The organism is Marinilactibacillus psychrotolerans, assembly GCF_900101525.1.
Classification (GTDB): domain Bacteria; phylum Bacillota; class Bacilli; order Lactobacillales; family Carnobacteriaceae_A; genus Marinilactibacillus; species Marinilactibacillus psychrotolerans.
Genome location: NZ_FMZD01000005.1, coordinates 48,940 through 68,041 on the forward strand (window position 1 = coordinate 48,940; position 19,102 = coordinate 68,041).

At 34.4% G+C, this 19,102-nt stretch carries 18 protein-coding genes and 1 riboswitch; all 18 genes read right to left on the reverse strand.

Annotated elements, in window-relative coordinates; genetic code table 11:
* Positions 1–106: 106 nt before the first annotated feature.
* The 18 genes from BLT22_RS03795 to BLT22_RS03880 all read right to left on the reverse strand — a co-directional run bounded on the left by BLT22_RS03795 (position 107) and on the right by BLT22_RS03880 (position 19,079).
* Complete coding sequence (locus tag BLT22_RS03795) at positions 107–877, reverse strand: ABC transporter permease (protein ID WP_091760922.1); 771 nt, start codon at positions 875–877, stop codon at positions 107–109.
* Positions 870–1,805 (reverse strand): ABC transporter ATP-binding protein, encoded by a 936-nt coding sequence (locus BLT22_RS03800; protein ID WP_091760925.1) that lies wholly within the window; start codon positions 1,803–1,805, stop codon positions 870–872. The genes BLT22_RS03795 and BLT22_RS03800 overlap by 8 nt, the downstream gene beginning before the upstream one ends.
* 546 nt (positions 1,806–2,351) lie before the next feature.
* Positions 2,352–3,104 carry an ROK family protein gene (locus BLT22_RS03805; RefSeq protein WP_091761044.1) on the reverse strand — a complete coding sequence of 251 codons (753 nt, stop codon included), beginning with the start codon at positions 3,102–3,104 and terminating at the stop codon, positions 2,352–2,354.
* Between the two features lie 112 nt (positions 3,105–3,216).
* Positions 3,217–4,713 (reverse strand): glycoside hydrolase family 32 protein, encoded by a 1,497-nt coding sequence (locus tag BLT22_RS03810; RefSeq protein ID WP_091760927.1) that lies wholly within the window; start codon positions 4,711–4,713, stop codon positions 3,217–3,219.
* Complete coding sequence (locus BLT22_RS03815; protein ID WP_091760930.1) at positions 4,713–5,555, reverse strand: carbohydrate ABC transporter permease; 843 nt, start codon at positions 5,553–5,555, stop codon at positions 4,713–4,715. Before BLT22_RS03815 ends, BLT22_RS03810 begins: the two co-directional genes overlap by 1 nt.
* Positions 5,548–6,429: a carbohydrate ABC transporter permease gene (locus BLT22_RS03820; protein WP_091761047.1), complete on the reverse strand. Its 882-nt coding sequence runs from the start codon at positions 6,427–6,429 to the stop codon at positions 5,548–5,550. Before BLT22_RS03820 ends, BLT22_RS03815 begins: the two co-directional genes overlap by 8 nt.
* Before the next feature lie 166 nt (positions 6,430–6,595).
* Positions 6,596–7,885, reverse strand: coding sequence for an ABC transporter substrate-binding protein (locus tag BLT22_RS03825; RefSeq protein ID WP_091760933.1), 1,290 nt, complete (start codon positions 7,883–7,885; stop codon positions 6,596–6,598).
* A 133-nt stretch (positions 7,886–8,018) separates the two neighbouring features.
* A complete protein-coding gene (locus tag BLT22_RS03830) occupies positions 8,019–9,008 on the reverse strand; it encodes a LacI family DNA-binding transcriptional regulator (protein ID WP_176935318.1) in 990 nt (329 codons plus the stop codon).
* Positions 9,009–9,342: 334 nt separating this feature from the next.
* Positions 9,343–10,011 (reverse strand): thiaminase II, encoded by a 669-nt coding sequence (gene tenA / locus BLT22_RS03835; RefSeq protein WP_091760940.1) that lies wholly within the window; start codon positions 10,009–10,011, stop codon positions 9,343–9,345.
* A 39-nt stretch (positions 10,012–10,050) separates the two neighbouring features.
* A complete protein-coding gene (gene thiD, locus BLT22_RS03840; protein WP_091760943.1) occupies positions 10,051–10,875 on the reverse strand; it encodes a bifunctional hydroxymethylpyrimidine kinase/phosphomethylpyrimidine kinase in 825 nt (274 codons plus the stop codon).
* Positions 10,872–11,516: a thiamine phosphate synthase gene (thiE, locus tag BLT22_RS03845; RefSeq protein ID WP_176935320.1), complete on the reverse strand. Its 645-nt coding sequence runs from the start codon at positions 11,514–11,516 to the stop codon at positions 10,872–10,874. Before thiE ends, thiD begins: the two co-directional genes overlap by 4 nt.
* Positions 11,504–12,319 (reverse strand): hydroxyethylthiazole kinase, encoded by an 816-nt coding sequence (gene thiM / locus BLT22_RS03850; RefSeq protein ID WP_091760945.1) that lies wholly within the window; start codon positions 12,317–12,319, stop codon positions 11,504–11,506. The genes thiE and thiM overlap by 13 nt, the downstream gene beginning before the upstream one ends.
* Entirely contained in the window at positions 12,303–12,791 is a 489-nt protein-coding gene (gene thiW, locus BLT22_RS03855) for an energy coupling factor transporter S component ThiW (protein ID WP_236048866.1), read from the reverse strand. Before thiW ends, thiM begins: the two co-directional genes overlap by 17 nt.
* A gap of 127 nt (positions 12,792–12,918) precedes the next feature.
* Positions 12,919–13,007, reverse strand: a riboswitch (TPP riboswitch).
* A gap of 93 nt (positions 13,008–13,100) precedes the next feature.
* The gene (locus BLT22_RS12315) at positions 13,101–13,259 is read right to left on the reverse strand and encodes a hypothetical protein (RefSeq protein WP_176935322.1); all 159 of its coding nucleotides are present in this window, start codon (positions 13,257–13,259) and stop codon (positions 13,101–13,103) included.
* A 461-nt stretch (positions 13,260–13,720) separates the two neighbouring features.
* Positions 13,721–15,985 (reverse strand): alpha-xylosidase, encoded by a 2,265-nt coding sequence (gene yicI, locus BLT22_RS03865; protein WP_091760953.1) that lies wholly within the window; start codon positions 15,983–15,985, stop codon positions 13,721–13,723.
* Positions 15,986–15,996: 11 nt separating this feature from the next.
* Positions 15,997–16,788, reverse strand: coding sequence for a carbohydrate ABC transporter permease (locus BLT22_RS03870; RefSeq protein ID WP_236048865.1), 792 nt, complete (start codon positions 16,786–16,788; stop codon positions 15,997–15,999).
* An 83-nt stretch (positions 16,789–16,871) separates the two neighbouring features.
* Entirely contained in the window at positions 16,872–17,738 is an 867-nt protein-coding gene (locus BLT22_RS03875) for a carbohydrate ABC transporter permease (RefSeq protein WP_091760955.1), read from the reverse strand.
* Positions 17,739–17,798: 60 nt separating this feature from the next.
* Positions 17,799–19,079, reverse strand: a complete 1,281-nt coding sequence (locus BLT22_RS03880) for an ABC transporter substrate-binding protein (RefSeq protein ID WP_091760959.1) — start codon at positions 19,077–19,079, stop codon at positions 17,799–17,801.
* Positions 19,080–19,102 lie beyond the last annotated feature (23 nt).

A 19,102-nucleotide genomic window follows, 5' to 3' on the forward strand; every position in this document is an offset into this window, starting at 1 on the left:
ATACAGGTAAACTCCCGTTATGTAAATGCTTTTGAGTATATTCGTTCAAAAAAAGCTGATTCTGAATAGATATCTATTCAGAATCAGCTTTTTTAGATTGTTTATTTTAACTTCTTAATCCACGACCTTTTTCAATCAAGTACCAGCAAATCGCATAAAGTGCCACGATAAAAATAACTAAAATACCCATTGATACCATAACTGGTACATCAATTACACCTAGAAACCCATAACGGAATCCAGAAATCATATAAACAATTGGATTAACTTTGGAAACTGCCTGCCAGAATGGTGGTAGCATAGAGATGGAGTAAAAAACTCCCCCAAGATAGGTTAAAGGCTGTAACACAAAGGTAGGGACAATTGATACATCATCGAACGATTGAGCAAAGATCCCATTTAATAATCCTGCTAATGAGAATAAAATAGAGGTCATAAACAGTGTCAGAATAATGATTAGCCAAGAATAAACCTGCAGCGGTACAAAGAATAGAGAAATAACAGTAACTAATATGCCCACTAGAATACTCCTTCCTAGTCCTCCAAAGACGAATCCCCACATGATCACATGTGTTGGTACAGGTGCAATCAGCAGTTCTTCAATATTCTTCTGAAATTTCTGAGAGAAAAATGATGACGATACATTGGAATAAGAACTGGTAATAACGGACATCATAATCAAGCCAGGTACGATAAACTCCATATAGGAGAATCCTTCCATCTGGCCAATTCTTCCTCCGATTAGATTTCCAAAAATAACAAAGTATAATGACGTTGTTATAACAGGTGGTACGAGTGTTTGTACCCATATACGTAGGTATCGGTTCGTTTCTTTTACTGCCAGACTTTTTAAAGCTGTAAAATAAAGATTAAACATGTTTTTCCTCCACTGGTTGTTTTTCTTCTGTAATCTTCAGGAACAATTCTTCCAGTCGATTTGATTTATTCCGCATTGAAAGAACTTTAATTCCTTGTTGAGTCAACTGCTCAAACAATTGATTCACTCCTTGGTTACGTTCGATTTCCACAGCGAGTGTTTGCTCATCTTCAAAATAACTTGTGTATCCTTTGATTTCAGGCTTCTTATCAAAACGATCCAAGTCAAAAATGAATGTTTCAAACTGCAATTTTGCTAGTAAGGTTTTCATACTAGTGTTTTCAATCAGTTCACCCGACTGAATGATTCCGATATTCCGACAAAGCATTTCCGCTTCTTCCAGATAATGAGTCGTCAGGATAATCGTTGTCCCATTCTTATTCAATTCTCTAAGAAATGTCCACATCTCTCTTCTTAATTCGATATCCACACCAGCGGTTGGTTCATCAAGAATCAGCAATCGCGGCTCGTGCATTAAAGCACGGGCAATCATCAAACGACGCTTCATCCCACCTGAAAGCATACGTGCCCGAACGTTTCTTTTTTCCCATAAGTCCGACTGTTTCAAGTACTTTTCGCTACGTTCTAATGCTTCTTTACGAGAAACTCCATAATATCCAGCTTGATTGACAACGATCTGTTGAACTGTTTCAAAGGGATTGAAGTTGAACTCCTGAGGAACTAATCCAATCTGTTGTTTCAATCTTACCAAGTCAGTATCAAGATCATGTCCAAAAACTTTTACTTTTCCAGAGGTTTTATTAACCAAGGACGTAATGATACCAATTGTAGTAGACTTTCCAGCACCATTGGGACCTAATAGCGCATAGAAATCTCCTTCTTCCACGTTTAAATTGATTCCTTTTAATGCCACAACGCCTGTTCCATAGACTTTTTTCAAATCCTTTATTTCAAGTGCATACGTCATTTAATAATGATCTCCTTATAGATATGATTCCTTATTTTAACATGGATTCTTCTACAATGATGAAAAAAAGCATTTTTTCTCATTTTTTGTAAGTAAATAAGCTGTCTAATGTTTCTCTGAACGAAAAGACCTATAAGCATTAGCGTAGAATATATAAATTTATCGTTCATCCAAATTCTACTGATTATCTAAAAACAATTAATAATGGATTTTATTAAACTTTATTTTTTGAGAGTTTCAAACTATTTTAATTGCCTTACAATTAAGAAACGCTTCTCTATATAATGAATCTCTATTTTATTATAAGCGGACTCTAGTAATCTAACTGTTAAATATCGCAGTTTATACAAGTTTACTTATTTTGTTTGGAAATACATCATGAATCTGACATCTATCATTTCTATTTAGTAAGAATGTTCATTCACATAAAAAGAACCCCATATTAATGAGGGGCTTTTCATGTAAATATGCTTGTTTTAGGTTTATAGAGTCGCTATCGCTTACTTTGCATGCTACCCTAAATTCAAAATATAAGTTTCTATTTTATCAATGAATACTTTCCCTAGCATTATAGAGAGCTTTTTCAGCTAAAGCTAGTCCTCCTATAATACCAGATCGCTGTCCCAGTTTAGGGGTTACAATATAATGGTTTATTTTTGGTATTTGTACGTATTCTTTCAACATATGTTTAAATTGATTTCGAACTTTTTTTACAAGATGGTCTTGCTGCATTACACCACCACCTAAAACAATCACATCCGGAGACAACATTAAGGTTGTGTTATACATGCACTGAGCAATATAATAGGCTTCTATTTCCCAAAAAGAATCTTCCTCTGATAGGTCTTGTCCTTTTACTCCATTTCGTTTTTCAATCGCAGGGCCTGCCGCCATACCTTCCAGACAGTTCCCATGAAATGGACAGTTCCCTTTATAAGAATCTTTTGGATGAGGCACCACTTTCATATGGCCCATTTCTGGATGACTAAAGCCTTCTATCAATTCTCCATTAAGTATTCCTCCACCCCCGATGCCTGTACCAATTGTAAAATAAACAATATTGGAAATTTTTTTCTCATAGCCCTTAACATATTCCCCATATGCGGCTGCATTTACATCGGTTGTTAATGCTATTGGTACGTTAAAATAGCTTTTTAGTGTATCAAGAAAATTATAGTTTCTCCATTTTCCCTTAGGAGTTGTTGTAGGAAAGCTGACTTGTTCAATTATTTCTAAGTTTTCATTTCCAATCGCACAAACAAATTTTGTGCCTCCTGCTTCTATTGCTCCATACAAGATTGTGCCTCCTCTAATTTGTATTCTCAATCCTTACGCACCGGTTCCAGATAACGATTTATTATGATATTAAAAATTGCTTTTACTATTTTTGTTATCATAATCTAGAAAAGGATTAGTTATCCTTTTCTAGATTTAAATCAATATTTGCTGTTGAGAGTTTTTCTATTTTTATTTCTTCTAAACTTTCAAGTACAATTTCTGTAAATACTTCATCAAGATAAAAAGTATTTGTTATTGCAACTTCATCATTAATAAACAATTCAATTGAGGAAGTATCTATAAACAATTCTATATTCAAGTTTTCTCCAGAATAAGGAATGGTTTTTGAAGCTCCGACTGTTTCTTTGCTTTTCTCATCTACTATTTGAACTTTTGTGAGTTCTCTTGAAAAATAAAAAATTTTTTCTAAATGATTGTAAGATAGTACAATTTCTTCATTTGTTTTATTAGATAACTTAATTTTAAAGTCCTTTAATTGATTCCCTTCAAATTTCATATTCAAATATTGAATTGACTTTTGAGAAAGGATGAGTTGATTATTACAAGAAATATCATATTTATCAATTTGGTTATATTTGTATGATTCAATATTTTGAATTATTTTTTGCTTTAATCTTTGACCATCATATTCTAATTTTCTAGGCAGAGTCATTTGACCAGCCCAACCATGTGCTTGTTCATTAGATGGGAAGCTTTTCCCCCATGCTTGCATCCATGAAATAGCCACTGGTCCTTCCTTAGTAACAACGGTTTGTGGAGCGTAAAAATCTAATCCCTCATCTATTTTTTGAATCGTATTCATATTAAAGACATAACTATTCCAGTCTACTTCTCCTTCAATTAACCACGAAATATGATTATACAATTTGCCAGTTTTTTCATCTTCGTAATTCATTGCACTTAAAATGAAATATTCTTTCTCACCTATTTGAACAAAATCTGGACATTCTACCATAGTTCCTAAAAACTTGTTATAAGGGAAAAAGACAGATACATATTCCCAATCTAATAAATCTTTAGATTTATATAACAAGACTTGCCCCTTATTGTCATTCGTTTTTGACCCAATGACACAATAATATAAATTGTCTTTTTTAAATATTTTCGGGTCTCTGTAATCAACTATTGAAGAACCTTCAGGAATATCATTTTCTGTTAGAACAGGGTTGTTTTTATATTTCTCAAATGTAATCCCGTCATTCGAAATAGCAATATTCTGATTCTGTCTTGTTAATTTTTCGTCAGTCTCATCAGGGAGATGTCCCGTATACATCACATATAACTTCCCATCTTTTTCAATGGCACTTCCAGAGAAACACCCTCCTTGATCATATTTTTCATCTGGTGCTAACGCAACATCTAGATGTTCCCATTTGATAGCATCTTTACTTTTAGCATGTCCCCAATGCATCGGTCCCCATTGCGAATTATAAGGATAATATTGATAAAATAAATGGTACTCATCTTTATACATTGCAAACCCATTCGGGTCATTTATCCATCCAATTGGTGCTGCAAAATGATAAGCAGGATAATATTTTTTATTTACTTTTTCAGTATTTGATTCTATGAAATCATTGGCTTTTTCTATTGTAAACTTTTCAGTCATTATTTCACTCCTGTTCCTGAACTACTTAACCCTTGTACTAAATGTTTTTGGAAAAATACATATATTAATATTAAAGGAATCGTTGATATTGTTAATATTGCCATTACTTGATTCATATATACCGGTTGCGTATTATTGATGTTTGTTATCGCAACTTGAAGAGGATACATTTCTGACTTTGTCATAACCATCAAGGGCCAAATATAGTCATTCCAACTCATGATAAATGATAACGTTCCTACTGTGGCAATAGCTGGTTTTGACATCGGGAGCATAATTTTCCAGTATATTTTAAGTTTAGAAGCTCCCTCTAACATAGCCGCTTCTTGAAGTTCTGTTGAAATTGCTCTAAAGAAAATTGTAAACATGTAGATATACAATGGAGTAGCTACCAACGGTAATATAACTGCTAGTGGCGTATTCAGTATCCCTAATTTCTCAGTAATGACAAATTTCGTGATCATAATGGTTTCTCCAGGAATAACTAATGAAGCAATCATCACTGCAAACAATATTTTTTTCCCTCTAAATTTAACAGTTGCAAAAGCATAACCTGCTAATGAATTGACTATTATAGATCCTACTGTAACACTCAAAGCATAAAAGATACTATTTGCAAGATATCTTATAATGTTAAATCGACTAAAAATTTCTTTATAAGGTACAATCCAATCACCAATATTCATTGATGGCAAGAATGCTTCAAATGATCCCATATCGCTATATATTGCTGCTTCTTGTTTTGTTGATGAAACCACCATCCATACTAATGGAAAAATAAATAAAATGGCTAAAAGTATACTTAAAAAATGATATAGAATAGCTGTTGTTTTATTAGTCATTTGTATCTTCCCCCATAAATTTTCTCTGAATAACTGTAAAGATAATGATCATCCCACCATACATTACCGTTAATGCACTAGCGAATCCGATTTGTCTATCAGTAAATCCTGTTCTAAAGATATAATAGACTGGTGTTAGGGTAGAATTTAAAGGTCCACCTTGAGTCATGACCATTGGTTGAATAACTAATTTAAATGCATCAATTAACGTTGTTGTAAGAATTAAAAGTGATGTTGGTTTCAGCATTGGTAATGTAATATTTATGAGTTGTTGCCATTTATTTGCACCGTCTATTGTTGATGCTTCATATACTTCTCCAGGTATATTTTGTAAGCCCGCTAAAAAAATAAGCATTTGATACCCAGCGCCTTGCCATGCAGATACAAATATAATCACGTACATCGCTTGGTTGGGGCTACTTAGGAATGGCTGGGCAGGTATGCCAAACGTTTGTAATACTTCATTTAATAAACCTGATGAAGGATTTAATAAATATAGCCATAAAACAGATACTACGACCAGTGACATAACTACTGGAGAAAAATAAGCAACTTTATAAAATAAAGTTCCTCTACGAGATTTATTTACTAACAATGCTAGTCCTAACGCCGTTCCTACTTGAATAGGCATAATGAATATAACAAACTGAAATATATTTATTATACTCTTGCGAAATTGAACATCTGATAGTAGAGATTTGAAATTATCTAATCCAATAAATTTTGTGAGGTTAGGTGTTAGCATGTAATAATCTGTAAGTGAATAGTATAAAGACATCATTGCAGGTATAAAGAGAAATAATCCTAGGACAATTAATGATGGTAATAAAAACATATAGCCTGTCATGTTTTCTTTAAAAGAAGTATTATTCATACTATTTCTCTTTTTTAATTTCAAACCTGAATTTCCTCTAAAAATACCTTTTAAATTTTTCATTGTTCAACTCCTTATTAAAATACAGCTCCGTTATTTACTTAAATTATGTAGTAGTATTTTTTACCTAATCAGCTTAAAATACTACTACACAAATCAGCCTATATTACTTAAGATTACTTTGAATTTCTTGCGCTTTTGATTCTAACAAGCCTTTAATGTCTTGATTTTGTTCAAAATAAGTTGATTCAGTAACAGCTTCTTGGAAGCTTCTGCTTACTTGCGGATAGTTTATAAGTGTTGGGCGGGCTCTACCGGTTTTACTATTTTGTTCTATCAACACTTGCATTGGTTCTCCTACTTCTTTTATCATACGATCAGCCACTGACTGTCTTGCAGGAAGAACGGCATTCCCCATGCTCATATCATATAATTCTTGTTCAGATGTTAAGAATTCAATTAATGCCCCAGCTTCTTCTGGTTTTTCTGTAGATGAAGTCATTCCATATGCCCAACTTCCTGTTGGACTCACTAGCTCGTTCGTGTCTGGAGAAACAGGATATGGCATAATTCCGTAGTCAATATCTTTATATTCATTATCAAGTTCTTGAATTGTCCATGAACCACTCATATATAAAGGATATTCTCCTGTGTGGAATCCTTTATCCACTGGAGTAATAGTAGAATAACCTTTCTCTACAAGATTTTGTATAAAATCAAATGCTTCAACTGACTCTTCAGTATCAAAATATCCAACAGCTTCGGTTCCATCCTCATTTGTTATATCTCCACCAGCAGACCAAACAAATGGTGAAAAAGCGTATAATAACCATTCAGACTGATCATCAAATCCCATATTTAAGACTGGTTTTTCATAATAAGTATTTAATGTCTCTAATAAAGTATTAAACTCATCCCATGTCCAAGGATCATCTACAGTTGGAAGAGAATCTAATTTTATTCCAGCTTCTTCCATCATAGGTTTATTATAGAAAAATCCTACACCAGATTCTGAGTATCCAATTGAATACAGTTCGTCATTATATGTGCCTTGTTCAATAATACTTGGTAAAAAGTCTTCAGAGGCCTTAACATAATCATCTAACGGTTGAATAATTTTAGAATTAGCATATGCAGCTGTATTAGGACCATCTAATGTTATAACATCTGGTAATGAGTTAGTGGTAAGGGCTGCATTTATTTTATCCTCATACCCACCACCAGAACCACTGCGGGGGATATATTCAACAACTGCTGTGATTCCTAAGTCATTCGTGTCATTAAATTCTTTTATTGATTCAACCATTACTTGACCTTCAGCAGATTCTTCTGAGTATTGAACCCAAACAGTAACTTCATCTGAAGATTTTGAAGCGCTATTTTCTCCTCCGTTCCCACATGCTCCTAATAATATTGCTGCACCCATTAAAAAGATACTTTTTCCTCTTTTATTCATTTTGTTTCCTCCTTTTTTGTAATCGCTTTATATTTGATTAAAGTATATGTCATCCGGTTTCATATGTCAACCGGATGACATAAAAAATAAATTAATTTTTTCTCTTGTTAACCAGCAGATTTAGACCCTTTATTTACTTATGATTAGTCGTTTCAGAAAGATATAGTTCTACAGGTAAAACAGATTCTAACTTCACTTTCTTTCCTTTCAATAATTTCAATAAAATATTTACCGATTCATTAGCTAGCTTTTCTATAGGCTGTACGACTGTACTTAACTCTGGCACCAATGCTCGCATTGACTGCGTACCATCAAATCCAATGATTTTTATATCAGAAGGTATACTGAATCCCCTATCTTTTGCTACATTCATAAATAATTTTGCATTTACATCATCTGCAGCAAATACTCCATCATATGTGAAATCCTTTTCAAATATTTCTTTAATAATTCTATATTTTTTATCAAATTTCTCTTGAAAAGGAATTTCTAAAAAATTAGGTTTTAATTTGTTTTTCCTTATCTCATCGACGTACCCAATAGATCTATCATTGGCAGGCGTTTCTATAGTTTTGTCCCCAATAATACACAATATATTATGGCACCCTTGATTAATTAATTCTCTTGTTGCTAATTTTCCTCCGTTATAATCATCACTTTGTACAATAGGAATATTTTTAGTCAATTTTCTTTCAATTGATACAATTTGATTTTCATAATTTTTATATTCAAAAATATTCACATTATGTGATCCCACAATGATCCCATCCACTCTTTTTTCGTTTAAAAGTCGTAAATACTTTTTTTCATTTTCAGGGTCATTTAAACTATTGCATATAAACAAGTGATATCCGTGTTTGGCTAATGCTTTTTCAATATAAAAAGTTAACTCTCCAAAGAAAGGGTTCTCAGTCGTAGGGATAATCAAAGCAATAAATTTACTTTCATTACTAAAAAATGATCTTGCCATTTCATTAGGAATATAGTTTAATTCTTTAATCGTTTTTAGAACATTCTCTTTCATATCTTCACTAATATACCCACGATTGTTTAATACTCTAGAGACTGTAGTAACAGAAACTCCAGCTTTTTTTGCTACATCATGTATAGTTACTCTTTTCATATATAACCCTACTCTCCTCATATCCATTTAATATGGTTCATTATATTTTTAAGAAATATTTCCATATAGTGTCATCATAGATATTTATTTTATCATGTTCAATGATTAATATTACTTTATATTCTTAAATAACTTAAGTTATAATTATCTAATTTTACTTTTTGCCTTCTTTTAGCTGCTTTTAACGGTTAGTTGCTTTAAAGCATAAGTATTTTTTTAACTACTACTTTACATAAAATCAATTAAAAGTATAAAACGACACCAACTTAGTGTACTAAGATGGTGTCGTTAAGTAATCCATTAAGCTTGCAACAACTATTTATATCTTCTATTTTTATATATCTTTCTTCCAAATTTCTTTCTGATAGGCCATTTCCCAAAAGCCATATTCCATTTCACTGCTGATAACAAAAGCTTCCAGCATCTGTTGCTGTTCTAATTCAGAACTTTCATCATACAAACGGTCTAAAATCTTTCGTTCTTGTTGTATGTGTTCTAAAGCTTCCAGCCCAGCATACGTTTCAATCCAACGTTGATAAATCGGAACAGGTGACTGTTGAGCAATTAAAGTACTTCCTATTTCTTGATACAACCATGAACAAGGCAGCAAGCTAGACGCTGCAGTATTTGGTGTACCTTCAATTAATTGTCGATACATATGGGAAATATAATGGTAAGCTGTCGGAGCAATAGGTGTTTCCGCTATTTCCTCCTCCGTAATACCCAATTCTTCGAAAAAATGTTCTCGAATAGCGATTTCTCCTAAAGCTAAATTTTGGGCATTCTCTAAAAGTAAAGCTCTCAATGCTTGATCATTTGTCTGCTGCGCAATCAAGGTATAAAGCTTATTAAAATGGTGCAGATAATAATGATCCTGCACTAAGTAGTAGCGAAAAACATCCTCTTTTAATGTACCTGCTTGTAGTTCTGTAATGAACGGATGAGAAAAGCTGCCTTGCCATGAAGCGGCAGCTGATTGTCGTGCTTTTGCTGTAAATGACATTATATCCTCCTGAAAATGTGATTGTCTCATTCATTTGTCCTATCGTTCATGTATCGTTACACTATTTTGTATCTGCGCCCAATGATTGGTCGGCCCGTGACCATGACCTACGAAAATCTCTTGGCTGATTGCTGCTTGAATAAATTCTTTTCCTGTTACGATAGCTTCTTTCAACTGAGTTCCTTTGGCTAGCTCAGCTGCTATGCAAGCTGAAAAGGTATCACCCGTCCCGTGTGTATTGGCTGTTTTAATTCGTGGTGTGCTCATCCAGAAACTTTCTCCATTTTCTAGTAAAACAAAATCAGATGCTTCTTTATTTTGGCTATGCCCGCCTTTAACAACTATATTTTTAGTTCCTAAAGCTTGCAAGCTTTTTGCTGCTTCAATCATATCTCGATCTGTTGTAATTCTTTTTCCTAATAATATTTCGGCTTCTGGCAGATTTGGTGTTACAACCGCTGCTAGTGGTAAAAGTTGTTCTTTGATAGTCTGAACGGCATCGTATTCCAATAGCTGATGCCCCCCTTTTGCTACCATAACCGGATCAACGATTAGTGGGCCAAATTCTACTTTCTTTAAATTCTCAACGACAGTTAATACATGTTCCGTATCTGCCAGCATACCGGTTTTAGCTGCTTTGATCGAAAAATCTTCAGCTAATGAGTTGAATTGGCTATCAATAAAATCACTGGGAATGGGCAGACTAGACTGGACTCCATAAGTATTCTGTGCCGTTAATGCAACGATAATACTCATTCCAAATGCCTGACGCGCTTGAAAAGTTTTTAAATCCGCTTGAATCCCAGCGCCTCCACCAGAATCTGATCCTGCAATGGTTACAACTTGCGGTGTACTATTAATCATTCTCTTCCCTCCAATATTTGTTCAACAACTTTTTTTAATTTCTGAACTTTTGGAGAAACCTGTTCTGCCAGCATCACTTCACTCACAACTGCAACACCTGAAATTGCGGTGTGCTTGAAAGTCTCAATGTTACTTTCCTTAATTCCGCCGATTGCAACAATTGGAATATTCACTGCTTCTGCGATATTATTCAATGTTTCTATTGTTGTCCGGTCAGGGTCTTTTTTTGTTTCTGTGGGAAAGATTGCGCCTACTCCTAAGTAGTCTGCTCCATCTTTTTCTGCTTTTTTTCCTCGCTCAATCGATTTAGCAGAAACACCCAAAATCTTTTCGTTGCCAATTAATGAACGAACTACTTTCACGGGCATTTCATCATCCCCAATGTGTACTCCGGCCGCATCAACTGCCAGACAAATATCGACTCGATCATTAATAATCAACGGAATATCATGATAGTCCGTAATTTGTTTGACTGCTACCGCTAACTCATAAAATCGATTTGTCGTAATATCTTTTTCCCGTAGTTGCACCATAGTTATTCCATTTTGACAAGCTGTCTCAATAATATTTAAAAATTCTTCACCGCTAAAATCATATCTACCTGTGACTAAATAAAGTGCCAACTCTTTCATTTTTCCCATCCTTCCACCTGCTCATACCATGTTTCTGACATCAGTAAAGACAACTGATTTAATGTCTGCTGACGAAAATCTGCAAGCCCAAAGCTTTCCTGCTTCGCCTTTTCTCCACAAATATTGAAGTAACTGACGGCACTGACTATTGCTTCAAAAGGATCATGACCTTCACCTAATAGAGCAGCGATAATTGCACCCACAATATCTCCCGTTCCTGTAAACCGATCTAATTCATCTACCCCATTATTCAATACTATTGTCTGCTTTTGGTTAACAACTATGTCTTTCTGACCTGTAGCTAAAAATGTTGTCGCTGGATAAAGGCCTCCGATTTTCTGCAGAGCAGCAATTAATTCATTTAAATGATCTTCTCCTTGGTCCCACATACTACTATCGACTCCACGTCCTTGACTAGGCAAACCACAAAAATGGCGTAATTCAGAAATGTTCCCTTTGACTACGGTAGGATGCGTTTCTACTAAGGAAACACCTATTTGGTTGCGTATATCACTAACCCCATAACCAACTAGATCCACTACCGTAGGTTTGTTTACCCTAGTTGCGTAACTACTGGCATCTATTAGGCTTTCTTGACGTTGTTCAGATAAATGACCTAAATTCAGTAATAATGCATTGGTTTTCTCAAAAAGTTGCGAAAATTCTCTGGGATCATCTGCCATAATCGGCTTTGCACCAATATACAACAAAGCATTGGCCATTGATTCACAGGTAATTTCATTGGTAATACATTGAACTAGTGGTGACTTTTCTAAAGGGAAAAACTTTGAGAAATCAATCTTTCTTTCCATGTAGCACGCCTCCCATAAATAATTGTTGCGATTTTTTGAAAATGGATGTTTCTTTTAATTTGACTAATACTAAGAATGCAATCACTGAACCGATCAATGTTGCACCAATAAATCTCGGCGTATAGATAAACCAGTATAGCTCTTGTTGGCTGCCAGTAAACCAGACCATTACCGGATAAGACAATAAGGAACCTATTATCCCAGTCCCAATAATTTCTCCAATCATTGACCAGAAAATTTGCCCGCCCAGTCTATAAAATAATCCGGCAAAAAAGGCTCCGAAAACCGCTCCAGTTAAAGCAAGCGGAGGAATCCCCATCAGCAACATGCGAATCAGTCCACATATAAAAGCCATCAAAGTTCCATATACCGGTCCTAATAAGATACCCGCAATGATATTCATTACACTAGACATCGGTGCCATTCCTTCAATGCGCAACAGTGGTGATAAGACGACATCCAGTGCAATCATCAGAGATAACAGTGTCAATTTGTGGATCCGATTTTTTTCCACGCAAAAAAACTCCTTTCTACAAAAAGCAAAAGGAGTACAGTCTGAGACAAACAGAAAAAGACTATTCAATTAAGATTGAGTCCATCTATTTACAACTACATTTCCCTGCGCCAGTTCTAACTGTATCAGGTTCCATGGGTATAATCTCAGCATAAAGCACCCCAAATGTTTCTATTCGATTATTTTGAGTATAGCATACTTTTTTTAACAGCACTATATTATTCATTGATTTACATGAAACTCATGATATTTTCCATCTTAAATCTTCTATTCTTTCGATTTCCAAAACGCAGTATTAAAAGCTCCAGCAAAACAAAGCGCTATTCCAAATCCTATAAACATATTGTTATTAAGCATTCCAAACGGAATACCTAAGAATATAACAATAGCCAGCCAAATTATTAACTCTTTTCTTTTTTCACTCATACTATCAACCTCTAATTCTATTCTAGCACTCACTATGTAGCTGGTTTTTCTTTGAAAATAGGTCCCTTTAAATATCAGTTCCGTTAGATCTATTTCTTGAAAAAAATTTGTAAAGTAAAAGTACAACGACGACAGAAATTAAACAACCACTCGCTCTTGCTATCCAAACATTTATATTAATATTTTCCATAATATCAGTAACAAATGTACCTACGCTTACCGACACAAATAAAAGAATGAATCTTTTGAAAGTACTCATTTCAACCCTCCATAGTATTTGAGAGTTCATAATACGCTATATTTATTAATTATTTTAAAAAACAAAATTTAATTGTCATTTTATAAATTCTTTTAATCCTATATTCAAAATATAACAATATTTAACACCCATAGCAATAATAGCCTGCTACAAGAAAACTTAAAAAGCACCGACAAGATGTCGGTGCTTTAGCACATATAGCCTATTCTTTAATGTTCAATATAGATCCATACTCGTTCTTCTCCATTCCTTCAATAGTTCGGTTTCTAAACAAGACTTTTACCTTATGCAGATTTTCAGCTTGTACATCGTAATTATCATCTTTTGGAGTAATGGTTATTTTCCCAACATAATTTCCATTAATATCATAAATAGATTCACTAACTGTTTCTGTGATTTCAAATGCATGCACGATTAAGTTGCTGGAATAATCATAAGCAGCTGTAGTATTCGTAGCACCTTCAATGATTAAACTATTCGGACGCACCATTAATGGTAAATTGAAATAATCATATGTTTTTTCATACCATTTCCCTCCAGAAAGTGTAGAATTATCTATATAATTTGTCCAAGTTCCTTCTGGGAGGTAAAATTTCGCTTCTCCTTTATCATTAAAGATTGGTGCAACCATAAGATTCTTGCCGAACATATATTGTTTATCTATCGTATGAGTTGTATAATCTTCAGAAAATTCCAGTACAAGTGGTCTCATCATCGGCACACCAGTCTTTGCCGTCTCTACTGCCTCTGAATAAATATAAGGCATTAATGAATTTTTCAATTTTGAAAATTTTTGACTGACTAATGCCGCTTCTTCCCCAAAGTTCCATGGCACTCGATATTCAATATTCCCATGATAGCGACTATGAGTTGAGAGCAAGCCAAACTGTGTCCAGCGCTTATAAAGATCTTCTTCTGCTTCTTCTTCAAACCCACCAATGTCATGACTCCAAAATCCAAAACCTGATAATACAAATGAAAGTCCCCCTCTTAAAGATTCTGCCATGGAAGAATATTCCGACAGGTTATCTCCACCCCAATGTACTGGGAATTTTTGTGATCCAACTGAAGCAGAACGGGCAAATACTACCGCTTCTCCTTTCCCTTTCAGTTCCTCTAACAATTCAAAAACAACTTCATTATATAAGTAGGCATAATAGTTATGCATTTTTTCTGGATTAGACCCGTCATAATAGACAGCATCCGTTGGAATTCGTTCACCAAAATCTGTTTTAAATGAATCTACCCCTAATTCCAATAATCCTTTTAGCTGCCCTTTATACCATTCTCTTGCTTCAGGATTTGTAAAATCGATTATCCCTTGTCCAGCCTGCCATAGATCCCATTGCCATACATTCTCGTCGGTAGATTTTATAAAGTACCCTTTTTCTTTACATTCTTTATAGACTTTAGCTTTTTGTCCAATGTACGGATTGATCCACATACACACTTTCAAACCTTTTTCGTGAATTTTTTTAATCATTTTTCCTGGATCAGGGAATAGTTCCTTGTTCCATTCAAAACCACACCATTCAAACTCCTTCATCCAAAAGCAATCAAAATGGAAGACATCAAAAGGGATATCTCGGCTTTGCATTTCATCAATAAAGTGCATGACAGTCTCTTCTCTGTAATCAGTCGTAAAAGAAGTTGATAACCAAAGACCAAATGACCAGGCTGGTGGCAAGGCTGGTTTCCCTGTCAAGTCTGTATATTTCTTCAATACACTTTTCATATCCGGTCCATAAATAATAAAATACTCTAATGTTTCTCCTTCTACACTGAACTGAGTTCGCGAAACATTCTCAGATCCGATTTCAAAATCAACTTTTCCAGGATGATTGACAAAAATGCCATATCCTTTGTTTGTTAGATAAAATGGAATATTTTTATAGGATTGTTCGCTTCCTGTTCCGCCATCTTCATTCCATATTTCAATAGATTGCCCATTTTTTATAAATGGAGTAAATCTCTCTCCTGTACCATAGACATATTCGTCAGGGTCTAAAGAAAGTTGCTCTCTCATATAATGCTTGCCATCATCCGAACTAATTTCAGCTTGTGCTTTATGTTTTGATGAAGTCAGTAACTTTCCATGTCCACGAAATTCTATTTTAAAATCGCCTTCTTTGGGAACAACTGCTTCCAAAGCACCTGTTTTAAATCGATAAAAGTGCTCTGCTTCTACATCGATATCAACTTGAACCTTTGATTCAAAAAGTGAAAAGTCTGGTTTCTGCGTGTTTTTATCATGATGGGTCAGCCGAACCTTAATTATATCTTCTTGAGGAGATTCAAAACGTAGAGTCGTTAAGCCTAGATTTAAAGTATCCCCTCGTCGTTCAATTTTTTTGTATGGCAAGAATAGCTCCATTCCGTTCTCATCTATTCGGAAATCTCTTGTCTCTTGAGGATAGTTTAGTGTGTACCCTTCTTTTGTTAACCAGTATCCTTCAGTAAATTTCATTGTGTCTCCTCCTACTTAACTGCTCCATCTGATATTCCTTTTACTACATGTTTTTGAAGTACTATGAATAATATAATGATTGGTAGAATCACCATAACCAATGCTGCTAATGCTAAATGCCATTGTTTATTGAATTCTCCAAAGAAGTAAAACATTTTTAGGGGAATAGTATACATCCCTTCTTTATTTACACTCAGTGATGGTAAAAGATAATCATTCCAAAACCACAGTGAATTTAAAACGATGACTGTAACTGTAGTTGGTTTTAAAAGCGGCAGAATAACTTTCCAGTAAATATGAAATGTAGTAGCCCCATCAATTACGGCAGCTTCGTCTAATGATTTAGGAATCCCTCTTAAGGCTCCATAGTATAAAAATGTCGACATACTTGTAGCTAAACCTAAATACATGATCATCAAGCCAGGCTGATTTAACATGCTAACTTTACCAAACAGTGAGATTAAAGGAATCATGATTCCTTGAAATGGTACTAATAGTCCAATTGCAATGATAAAATAAATAATTGAACTAATTTTACTAGTATTTCGTGACAAAGCATAAGCAGCCATTGAAGAAACGAAAACGATTAATACTAATGACCCTACTGTGATCAGGACCGAATTAGCGGCACTCTTAACAAAATCCAATTTTTCAAAAGCGGTTGTATAGTTTTCACTATTCAAACCAGTAGGTAACGTCAAGGTATTTTGAAAAATTTCTGATTTTGTTTTAAAAGAGTTAATAATAATCAAAAAGAATGGGTAAAACCAAAATAAAGACGCCACTATACCGACCATAATCATACTAATTTTTTTCTTATCTTTATTTTTTTGTATAGCCGTTTTATTTCTCTTTTCTTCACTTGATTGCTCTTTATTTCTTTTCATCATGCACTGATCTCCTTTTTACGAGTTATTGAGATTTGAATGATTGAAATGATCACAATAATAACCAAGAAAATAATCGCTTTAGATTGGGCGAATCCCATATTTCTCATAGAGAAAGCTTCATTATAGATATTCATTGCTGTCATCTGCGTTGAATTATATGGCCCACCTTGGGTTAAGGCTAAATTTTGATCATATATTTTAAAGGCATTTGATAGCGTTAGAAATAAAGTTACAGTAAATGCCGGCATCAGCATCGGTAGTTTTATCTTAATGAATGTTTGGAGTGGAGATGCTCCGTCCATATCTGCTGCCTCAAGGATTTCCTCTGGTATATTATTTAAAAAAGAAATATAAATCAGCATCATGTAGCCACTCATTTGCCACACAAATAAAATAACTAATCCCCAGAATCCAGTTTCTGGAGTATCCAACCATCCTTTGAAGAATTCAATATTTGTTAAATCAGCAATACTTTCAAATGCTTTATTGAAAATGAACTGCCAGATAAACCCAAGGATAATTCCACCTATAAGATTTGGCATAAAGAAAACAGTACGGAATAAAGTCGTCCATTTTCCTAATTTCTGTGTAACTAATGTTGCCAACATTAAGGCAATAACATTAATAAGTATGACACTTACAATTGAGAATTTTGCTGTAAAAATCAGACTATCAATAAACATTTGATCTTGAAAGGCACGAATGTAATTATCAAAATTAACAAAATGACCTACCGTATTCCCATTCCAATCTGTTAATGAATAATAACTTCCTGTCATCAATGGAATAAATAAAACAACGATTAAAGCAAGTAAAGCTGGTGCTAATAGTAGCCAAAAAGATTTTGAGCGATTTGTTAACATGTATAGTCCTCCTAAAATTCAAACATCCATAGGGAGGAAGATCCTCCCTATTCATCTCTTCTATTTGCGTTCGTTATTCCATGTAGTTTTCAGAGTAGATGTAAATTCGTCCCAGGAAATTTGGTCGGCAGCATATGCTTGTAAATTAACACCAAACGTATTTTGACCATAGCCATCAGGATAAGAATTATGCACCCAAGGTACAGTGTTCCCATCACTTAAGTAGGTGTAAATTTCATTTGATAAAGGATCTGTTATATCCTCACTAGAGAAATTCGTATAGGCTGGAATAAACTCAAAATCATTTATAATAGATGCCATTGCTTCTTCATCTGTATACATCCAATTTAAAAATTCAATGGAAGCATCAATCACTTCTTGATCTTTGTCTTTATTCACACCCCAATACCATGCAGGCCCGGCAACAATTTTTCCTTTTGTTTCATCTTCAACAAACATTGGAATAATTGAAAGTTTATCTTTAGCAAATGATTCGTCTAAACTGTTCAACGTTGGGACAATCCAGTTTCCTTGATGAACGATTGCAACTTTTTCACTAGCAAATAGTTCTTCTACAGAAGTACTATAATCCATAGATTCTAATGGTCCAGCATTATAATCTATTGCAAGATCAGTGTATTGTTGCATCTGATCAGCATAAGTAAGCTCTAATTCTTTTCCTTCATATGCTTCATTCAGACTGTTATTGAATTCGGGCGCAAGGAAATTGGAACTGAATTGGCTAGAGACCCACGTTTCTCCTCCGCTAAATGCGAATACCCCATCTAATCCTAATTCTGATTTTTTTGAGTCAATTGTTTTTACTGCATTTTCAAAGTCAGCAAAAGATTGAATAGAGTCTACTTCTATTCCAGCATTTTCAAATATTTCTGTATTGACTAACCAACCATACCCTTCAATATTCATCGGCACCCCTAATACGGTATCATTTAGGGTTGCGCCTTCCAGAGTTCCTTCAATAGCATTTTTTGCTAATTCAGTCTCCCCTAAATCGACCAATTTATGTTCCCACGTTTGAGCATCCGCTAGTCCGCCGAGCATAAAGATATCAGGTTCATCTCCTGATGAAAATTTTGATTGTAACGCTGCTGTTGCGTCAGTTCCACCACCGACTGTTGTCATGTTAATTTCGATATCATCATGAGTCTCTTCAAAAGTTGCTACAAGATCATCCATTTGCTCTGCCGTTTCTGTTTTAATGTTAAAAACTTCTAAGGTTACATTTCCATCACCTGACGCATCAGGTTCTGAACTACCACATCCGACTAACCCTAATAGACTAGTTAAAGCAAGTGTAGAGAACATTATTTTTCTTTTCATTTTTCTTTTCCTCCTATTTTGTA

What these genes read in the sequence shown, in the direction of transcription:
- BLT22_RS03795 (WP_091760922.1), bottom strand. Translation starts at nt 877, where the DNA reads ATGTTTAATCTTTATTTTACAGCTTTAAAAAGTCTGGCAGTAAAAGAA.
- BLT22_RS03800 (WP_091760925.1), bottom strand. Translation starts at nt 1,805, where the DNA reads ATGACGTATGCACTTGAAATAAAGGATTTGAAAAAAGTCTATGGAACA.
- BLT22_RS03810 (WP_091760927.1), bottom strand. Translation starts at nt 4,713, where the DNA reads ATGACTGAAAAGTTTACAATAGAAAAAGCCAATGATTTCATAGAATCA.
- BLT22_RS03815 (WP_091760930.1), bottom strand. Translation starts at nt 5,555, where the DNA reads ATGACTAATAAAACAACAGCTATTCTATATCATTTTTTAAGTATACTT.
- BLT22_RS03820 (WP_091761047.1), bottom strand. Translation starts at nt 6,429, where the DNA reads ATGAATAATACTTCTTTTAAAGAAAACATGACAGGCTATATGTTTTTA.
- BLT22_RS03825 (WP_091760933.1), bottom strand. Translation starts at nt 7,885, where the DNA reads ATGAATAAAAGAGGAAAAAGTATCTTTTTAATGGGTGCAGCAATATTA.
- BLT22_RS03830 (WP_176935318.1), bottom strand. Translation starts at nt 9,008, where the DNA reads ATGAAAAGAGTAACTATACATGATGTAGCAAAAAAAGCTGGAGTTTCT.
- tenA (WP_091760940.1), bottom strand. Translation starts at nt 10,011, where the DNA reads ATGTCATTTACAGCAAAAGCACGACAATCAGCTGCCGCTTCATGGCAA.
- thiD (WP_091760943.1), bottom strand. Translation starts at nt 10,875, where the DNA reads ATGATTAATAGTACACCGCAAGTTGTAACCATTGCAGGATCAGATTCT.
- thiE (WP_176935320.1), bottom strand. Translation starts at nt 11,516, where the DNA reads ATGGGAAAAATGAAAGAGTTGGCACTTTATTTAGTCACAGGTAGATAT.
- thiM (WP_091760945.1), bottom strand. Translation starts at nt 12,319, where the DNA reads ATGGAAAGAAAGATTGATTTCTCAAAGTTTTTCCCTTTAGAAAAGTCA.
- thiW (WP_236048866.1), bottom strand. Translation starts at nt 12,791, where the DNA reads ATGATTGCACTGGATGTCGTCTTATCACCACTGTTGCGCATTGAAGGA.
- BLT22_RS12315 (WP_176935322.1), bottom strand. Translation starts at nt 13,259, where the DNA reads ATGAGTGAAAAAAGAAAAGAGTTAATAATTTGGCTGGCTATTGTTATA.
- yicI (WP_091760953.1), bottom strand. Translation starts at nt 15,985, where the DNA reads ATGAAATTTACTGAAGGATACTGGTTAACAAAAGAAGGGTACACACTA.
- BLT22_RS03870 (WP_236048865.1), bottom strand. Translation starts at nt 16,788, where the DNA reads ATGATTATGGTCGGTATAGTGGCGTCTTTATTTTGGTTTTACCCATTC.
- BLT22_RS03875 (WP_091760955.1), bottom strand. Translation starts at nt 17,738, where the DNA reads ATGTTAACAAATCGCTCAAAATCTTTTTGGCTACTATTAGCACCAGCT.
- BLT22_RS03880 (WP_091760959.1), bottom strand. Translation starts at nt 19,079, where the DNA reads ATGAAAAGAAAAATAATGTTCTCTACACTTGCTTTAACTAGTCTATTA.